Raw genomic sequence first — 6,278 nt, 5'->3', positions numbered from 1 at the left:
TGGGAAAGTTCGCCCATGAAGACGCCGCCAGCAGCGCCCCGCATGTCAGCGTTATGAGCCTCAGCCCAAGCTTGACAACCATCTCTCTTCTCCTTATCCGTATTAATTGTTTTTTTGATACTACTATGGCTTAGACCGCGGTATTAACCGGATCCGTCTAGACTATTCCGCCATCAGACAAAAAGGTCTACCCTGATTTCCATAATGACCCTGATTATAACCCAAGATTTCTGTTTAGCCTAACCCGGGAGCCATGGTGTGTCAAGAAAACGGCATGCAGAAATCGAGCGATGGCATCATTCAGCGGTGCGCATAATTAGGGGTTATAGATAGGAGCCTGCATAGTATTCAGAGCGCCATGTTTTACACCGGACTGTCGATATCAATGAATTGATGCGAAACGCCAAATTTCCGGGATATAAGCTCCCCCAATTCCTGTACGCCGTAACGCTCGGTGGCATGATGCCCCGCGGCAATAAATGCCACGCCGGATTCGCGTGCGGCATGCACGTTCCGCTCGGAAATTTCTCCTGTAAGAAACGCGTCCACTCCCAGACGGATGGCCTCATCGAAATAATCCTGGGCGCCACCCGTGCACCAGGCGATACGCCGTATCCATCTTGCATCATCCCCGATTACCAGAGGTTTTCGAGACAGGGCAGATTCAATATTGAGCCGCAGCTCTTGCAGGGTGGATGCCCCTGACAACAAATTACCTTGCATGGCAATATTTTGCTCGCCGAAACGGCTGGTTTCGACGAAACTCAATCTGCGGGCGAGCTGGGTGTTGTTGCCGAATTCCGGGTGCGCGTCCAGTGGCAGATGATATGCGAGCAGGCTGATATGGTGCGCCATCAGCAGCGCAATACGGCGATGTTTCATCCCGATCAGGCATTGATCCTCACCGTGCCAGAAATAACCGTGATGTACCAGCACCGCGTCGGCTCCGGCTGCTACAGCCGCTTGCAGGAGATCGAACGAGGCCGTTACACCGCTGACCAGCTTGCGTACTTCACTTCGGCCTTCCACTTGCAGTCCATTTGGGCAATAATCGCGAAAACGGGCGACATCCAGAAGTTGGTTCAAATAGGTTTCGAGCTCATCCAATTGCATTGATATTTCCTGGTCTTTATCCCATTTAATCCTGATCTCAGAATCCGCACCCTAAAAAATGCTCAAACTCTGGTTGATTTTCGCACAAACGGCAACGATAGTCCTTGCGGCGTTGTTCGTCGTTTCTACCTTGCGGCCCGAACTCTTGCCATGGAGTCAGCAGCGTGGCGCCACGATAACCATCAAGGAGGCCGCTTCCGATGGGGTACCCAGGGAAGGATCCAAATTCAGCAGTTTCAGCGAGGCCGCCCAAATCGCCATGCCTTCCGTGGTGAATGTCTTTACCAGCAAGGAGATTAAGGTATCCCCTCATCCACTGATGGAAGATCCCAGGTTCCGTCGCTTCTTCGGTGATCGCTTCGAGTCCCAAAGCCGGCGTGCATCAAGTCTTGGCTCCGGTGTAATAGTCAGTCCTGAAGGCTATATTCTCACCAATCATCATGTCATAGAAGCGGCGGACGAAATCGAGATTGCGCTGGCTGATGGCAGGAAGGCGAAAGCGCGTGTCATCGGCTCGGATCCGGAAACCGACCTTGCTGTCGTAAAGGTGGATATGGAAGCGTTGCCTACGATGACTTTCGGGCACTCTGACCATGCCAAGGTGGGCGATATCGTGCTTGCCATCGGTAATCCTTTTGGCGTGGGGCAGACGGTGACCATGGGTATCGTCAGCGCGCTGGGGCGATCTCATCTGGGCATCAACACCTTTGAAAATTTCATCCAGACCGACGCCGCTATCAATCCCGGGAATTCAGGAGGTGCGCTGGTGGATACCACAGGCAACCTGATCGGTATCAATACCGCGATTGTCTCCCGCACGGGTGGATCACTCGGTATAGGCTTTGCCATTACAACCAAGGTGGCCAGGCAAATAATGGAACAGATCATTCAGACGGGCGGTGTAACACGAGGCTGGATCGGTGTGGAGGTACAAGATTTGACACCGGAATTGGCGGAGTCGTTCAAGCGCCCCAACACCAATGGCGCGTTAATCGCGGGGGTTCTCAAGAATGGGCCCGCGGATCAGGCTGGGGTGAAGCCTGGAGATATACTTGTGGCGGTGGATGGCAAAGCGGTCACTGATTCATCCGTAATGCTCGATCTGATCGCGGCATTGCCACCAGGAAAAACTGCCAATATTGCGGTAATGCGCAACCAGACGGAGAAGTCTCTCAAGATTAGCGTTGGTAAGCGACCCAAGCCGATGCCCCAGGATCAGTATCAGGACCCGGATGGGATGGAATAAATCTTGTGAAATATTCGACTGATTAATAAAAAAGATGCTCGTGCATGAATTGCGGGATTCAACCGTTTTTCTCTTCCTGGTTTTCCCCCTGGGCTTTCAGGCTGTCTGATTGGTCATTCGGGTGATAGATTAATGCCGACCCTGAAGCCGGATGGGTAATGAAACCTGCTACCAGTATGCCCAGTTCGTAGAGTAGATAAAGCGGTACGGCCAGCATAAATTGAGAAACCACGTCGGGCGGCGTGAATATCGCGCCGACCACGAATGCGCCAACAAGAACATACCGCCGTACCTCTTTTAGCTTCTCGATTGAAACGATTCCCATGCGGACCAATATCACCACAAATATCGGTACTTCGAACGTTATACCGAAGGCAATGAACATCGTTAGAACAAAGTCGAGATACTTGCCGATATCAGTCATCACCGCCACACCTTGTGGCGCGAAATGGGTGATGAATTCAAATACCAGGGGCAGGGCCGCAAAGTAAGCAAATGCCATACCGCAAATAAACAGAAAACTGCTGATAAACACCAGTGGCAATACCAGTTTTTTTTCGTGAGAATACAATCCCGGCGCAACAAATGCCCACACCTGATAGAGCGTATGAGGCAGAGTTATAATAAAAGCCGCCATCATGGCAACCTTCATTGGCACAAAAAAAGGTGTGACAACTTCGGTGGCGATCATCTGTCCGCCTTGTGGAAGTTTTTCCAGCAAAGGCTGCGCCAGCAACGAGTAGAGTTCCCGTGCGTAATAGGCGCAGGGTAAAAAACCGAGTATCAATCCGCCGAATATGCGCAGCAGCCTCGCGCGCAATTCCACAAGATGCGAAATAAATGTTTCGTCGACATTCATGCTGTGCGGTGAAAAGGGGTGGGTAGAATAACTGTCCTGGTAGCCTGTCGGACTGAGGGAAATCGGCAGTGGAAGCCAGTTGTAAAAGCTCTGGCCGTTCCATGTTTTGCTGTTCTTTCAGCCAATAAGAACAATTATTGGCTTCAAAATCTATCCTCGCCCAGCCATTTGCTTCGATTCGTTAAGTCCCACAGACCGCTAGTATACCGTCCCGGCTCAGCCGGATATGTGTATTTGCCGCGCTGGTTAATAAAGATTCTCTGAACAGGTCTTCGGGATTGCCGGAAGGAACACAATGATGGCTTTGCGGGGCGGTCTTTATTTTCAGGCGTCTCGCGAAGGGAGCCAACCATTTGCCCCGTCGCCTTTTTGATTTCTCACGCTGATTGCCTAACGGTGCGTCTCTATTCCAGTCGTATCATTCGAATCCAGCTTTGATCCGCCGGGCTGTTGAATGGAGTTGCCTGGAGCGCCGGGAGGGTCGAATGAGGAAGCAGTCTTCTCCATATTCTCGGCGGGTAGTACGGGATCTGTTGCAGTGACGGATTTTGTGCCCGCTGCGATGTCCTGAAACTGGTTTATTTCTGTTCGTACTGTATTCTCAATGGAACGGGCAGCCTCCTGTACCGAAGTTTTAAATTTCTTCAGTTCTTCCAATTCCATTTCTTGCTGAATGTCGTTCTTGACGTTATTGACATAACGCTGAGCCCGCCCGAACAAATGTCCCAAAGTACGCGCCACCTGGGGCAGTCTTTCCGGGCCGAGGACGACCAGTGCCACAACGGCTATAACAAGAATCTCTGTGAAACTGATATCGAACATTTTTTGTGAGAATCACCGGTGAGACATAGCAGGCAGCGATTAAACACCTATCCGGTCATGCTCGATCCCTTTGCTTTTGCTGATCACGTGTCACAGTTTTGTTTGCGTCTTGTCCTTGATCTCGCCTTCAATGGTTTGCCCGCCGGCTTGCTGGGGTGGTGGTGATATTTCCTCTCCGTCAGCATTTTTCATTCCTTCCTTGAAGCCTTTTACGGCGCCGCCCAGATCACTCCCGAGATTGCGAAGTTTCCTGGTGCCGAATACCAGAACAACAATTATCAGAACGACCAGCCAGTGCCAGATACTGAATGATCCCATCATTTACTCCTTTATCCCGGGTGAGGAATCATGACAGGCAAGCGATCCCTGCCGCCTATGACGTGAATATGCAAATGGTAAACCTCCTGCCCCCCCACGCGCCCGGTGTTGATTACCGTACGAAAGCCATCGGTGCATCCCTGCTCCTTCGCCAGCCGGGGTATCAGCACCATCATGTCACCCAGTAAATCGCGGTGCTTGTCTTCGACGCCGGCAAGCGAATTGATATGCAATTTGGGAATCAGCATAAAATGTACCGGTGCCGCAGGATGGATGTCGTGAAACGCGAAAACATCGGCATCCTCGTACACTTTCTTACTGGGGATCTCTCCCTGTACGATTTTGCAGAAAATACAGTTTTCCATATTTACCCCATTTTCCGTAACGCTTTTTCATCTATCCCCGAGGTTCCCTCCCGGCGTAGCAATTCATTCAATACATCGTCCGGTCCCAAGCCATGATGAGCCAGCAACACCAGGCAGTGGAACCATAGGTCCGCCGTCTCGCGCGCAATATGCTGCTTATCCCCGTCTTTTGAGGCTAACAGAATTTCTACCGCCTCCTCCGCAATTTTTCTGAGGATCTTGTCCTCCCCCTCGTGCAGCAGTCTCGCTACATAAGAAGCCGAGGGGTCGGCGCTCTTGCGGGCTTCGATAGTTGCAGCCAGGCGATCAAGAATAGCTGGGTCGGTCATTTCTTATAGATCTCTTCAGGACTTTTAATCACTGGCGAAACTACCACCCACTGACCATTGTCCAGTTTATTGAAAAAGCAATTATGTCTGCCAGTATGACAGGCTATCCCGCCCACTTGTTCCACTGTCAGCAACAGAACATCCTCATCACAATCCAGACGGATTTCCTTCACCTTTTGGACATGCCCTGATTCTTCACCTTTATGCCAGAGTTTCTTGCGGGAACGTGACCAATAATGTGCCTCGTTGGTTTGCACAGTGAGTTTCAGCGCCTCGCGATTCATCCATGCGACCATCAGCACCGTATTGCTAAGGGCTTCCTGCGTCACTACCTGCACCAACCCATCCTCGGACCAGTTTACTTTGTTGAGCCAATTGTCTGACATGGATATGCTTGGGAAGTTATTGAATTTTCATTCTACCATTACAGCCGTACTTCAATACCGTGCTGCGCCATATACGCTTTGGCCTGGCGCACGGTGTACTCGCCATAGTGGAAAATACTCGCGGCCAGTACGGCATCGGCGTGGCCCTCCAGGACTCCTTCCACCAGATGATGCAGATTACCTACGCCGCCGCTTGCGATCACCGGCACATCCACCGCATCCGAAACCGCCCGAGTAAGCGCCAGATCAAACCCGTCGCGGGTACCGTCCTTATCCATGCTGGTGAGCAATATCTCGCCCGCACCCAGTAATTGCATTTTTTTCGCCCATTCAATGACATTCAGACCGGTAGCTTTACGTCCTCCGTGGGTGAATACTTCCCACTGCGGGGTATCGGTGTCAATGCCGCTTACCCGTTTGGCATCTATCGCCACTACAATGCACTGGGAGCCATAACGGCCCGCGGCATCCGCCACCAATTGGGGATTCTGCACGGCAGAGGTATTGATACTGACTTTATCGGCTCCGGCATTCAATAGCCTGCGAACATCTTCCACCTGACGAACCCCGCCGCCCACGGTTAACGGAATGAATACCTGGGCTGCGACTTCTTCAATAATATGCAGAATCAAATCTCGATTATCAGAACTGGCGGTGATATCGAGAAAAGTCAGTTCATCCGCTCCCTGCTCGTCGTAACGGCGCGATATCTCGACGGGATCGCCCGCATCTCTGAGTTCGACGAAATTGACGCCCTTGACTACGCGTCCATTTGTTACGTCAAGGCAGGGGATGATACGTTTGGCAAGACCCATAGTGTGGAATAGACCGAGATACGGA

Annotated in this window: 9 protein-coding genes; 1 reads left to right on the top strand and 8 read right to left on the bottom strand. The window is 51.5% G+C overall.

The window, feature by feature from the left end:
- Nucleotides 1–363: 363 nt before the first annotated feature.
- Entirely contained in the window at nucleotides 364–1,113 is a 750-nt protein-coding gene (locus tag BLO43_RS13755; RefSeq protein WP_090907551.1) for a Nif3-like dinuclear metal center hexameric protein, read from the bottom strand.
- Between the two features lie 58 nt (nucleotides 1,114–1,171).
- Here BLO43_RS13755 and BLO43_RS13750 point away from each other — a divergent pair, with 58 nt between their 5' ends.
- Nucleotides 1,172–2,359, top strand: coding sequence for a S1C family serine protease (locus tag BLO43_RS13750; RefSeq protein WP_090907550.1), 1,188 nt, complete (start codon nucleotides 1,172–1,174; stop codon nucleotides 2,357–2,359).
- Nucleotides 2,360–2,417: 58 nt separating this feature from the next.
- On the opposite strand, the gene tatC is transcribed toward BLO43_RS13750, so the two are convergent.
- The 7 genes from tatC to hisF all read right to left on the bottom strand — a co-directional run bounded on the left by tatC (nucleotide 2,418) and on the right by hisF (nucleotide 6,253).
- Nucleotides 2,418–3,218, bottom strand: coding sequence for a twin-arginine translocase subunit TatC (gene tatC, locus BLO43_RS13745; protein ID WP_090907549.1), 801 nt, complete (start codon nucleotides 3,216–3,218; stop codon nucleotides 2,418–2,420).
- A gap of 390 nt (nucleotides 3,219–3,608) precedes the next feature.
- On the bottom strand, nucleotides 3,609–4,040 hold the full coding sequence (tatB, locus tag BLO43_RS13740) for a Sec-independent protein translocase protein TatB (RefSeq protein WP_090907548.1): 432 nt from the start codon (nucleotides 4,038–4,040) through the stop codon (nucleotides 3,609–3,611).
- Nucleotides 4,041–4,130: 90 nt separating this feature from the next.
- Entirely contained in the window at nucleotides 4,131–4,358 is a 228-nt protein-coding gene (gene tatA, locus BLO43_RS13735; protein ID WP_074633698.1) for a Sec-independent protein translocase subunit TatA, read from the bottom strand.
- Nucleotides 4,359–4,369: 11 nt separating this feature from the next.
- Nucleotides 4,370–4,723: a histidine triad nucleotide-binding protein gene (locus BLO43_RS13730; RefSeq protein ID WP_090907547.1), complete on the bottom strand. Its 354-nt coding sequence runs from the start codon at nucleotides 4,721–4,723 to the stop codon at nucleotides 4,370–4,372.
- Nucleotides 4,724–4,725: 2 nt separating this feature from the next.
- Nucleotides 4,726–5,052, bottom strand: coding sequence for a phosphoribosyl-ATP diphosphatase (locus tag BLO43_RS13725; RefSeq protein ID WP_090907546.1), 327 nt, complete (start codon nucleotides 5,050–5,052; stop codon nucleotides 4,726–4,728).
- On the bottom strand, nucleotides 5,049–5,438 hold the full coding sequence (gene hisI / locus BLO43_RS13720; protein ID WP_090907545.1) for a phosphoribosyl-AMP cyclohydrolase: 390 nt from the start codon (nucleotides 5,436–5,438) through the stop codon (nucleotides 5,049–5,051). The genes BLO43_RS13725 and hisI overlap by 4 nt, the downstream gene beginning before the upstream one ends.
- A gap of 38 nt (nucleotides 5,439–5,476) precedes the next feature.
- Nucleotides 5,477–6,253 (bottom strand): imidazole glycerol phosphate synthase subunit HisF, encoded by a 777-nt coding sequence (gene hisF / locus BLO43_RS13715; RefSeq protein ID WP_090907544.1) that lies wholly within the window; start codon nucleotides 6,251–6,253, stop codon nucleotides 5,477–5,479.
- Between the last annotated feature and the right edge of the window lie 25 nt (nucleotides 6,254–6,278).

Origin of the sequence: Nitrosospira sp. Nsp13 (assembly GCF_900101945.1) — a bacterium.
In the GTDB taxonomy this organism is placed as follows: Bacteria; Pseudomonadota; Gammaproteobacteria; order Burkholderiales; family Nitrosomonadaceae; genus Nitrosospira; species Nitrosospira multiformis_D.
Note: the sequence above shows the minus strand (reverse complement) of the source record. Positions and strands in the feature narration are given on the sequence as shown.